Source organism: Cognatundibacterium luofuense (assembly GCF_018139685.1).
Lineage (GTDB): Bacteria > Pseudomonadota > Gammaproteobacteria > Burkholderiales > Burkholderiaceae_D > Undibacterium > Undibacterium luofuense.
In genome coordinates this window covers 1-418 of sequence record NZ_JAGSPN010000193.1, presented here as the reverse complement: position 1 = coordinate 418, position 418 = coordinate 1, and the positions used below count along the sequence as shown (strand labels likewise).

The window sequence follows — 418 nt, the reverse complement described above, 5'->3', positions numbered from 1 at the left end:
CAGCGGAACTGCAAAACGCCTTGGCGGAACAGATCACATCCGGTCATGCCAGACAGTTGCACGAAGCCTCCTACAATATGCTGGCTTTCGCTTTCGCGACACGCTATCAGAATTCGAATCAGTGGGGACTGGAAGTACTCGCTGCAGCCAGCGACCCGGCGATCCAAACCCGGCAGCAGGCGCAGGACTGGCTCAAAGCCCGGCGCTATCAGCCCCAGAACTTGCGACTATCCAGTATGACACGGCTTGGTGCTCGCATGTTCCGCGCCAATGTGAGTTTCGACGACCATCCGTTTGAACGCCGTATGGCGGGACAGATCGATACCGTGAGTGTGGAATCGGTAGAAAAATTTATGCAGCAATTGCCTTCACCACCTCAGGTACTGCTGGTGCGCGCAGACTGAACACAGCAAACTGA

At 55.7% G+C, this 418-nt stretch carries 1 protein-coding gene; it reads left to right on the top strand.

Translation table 11 applies throughout. The annotated features are described in order from the left end of the window. A partial coding sequence (locus KDM89_RS19985; protein WP_212689627.1) for a DUF2145 domain-containing protein occupies positions 1–404 on the top strand: 404 nt, incomplete at its 5' end. Positions 405–418: the final 14 nt, after the last annotated feature.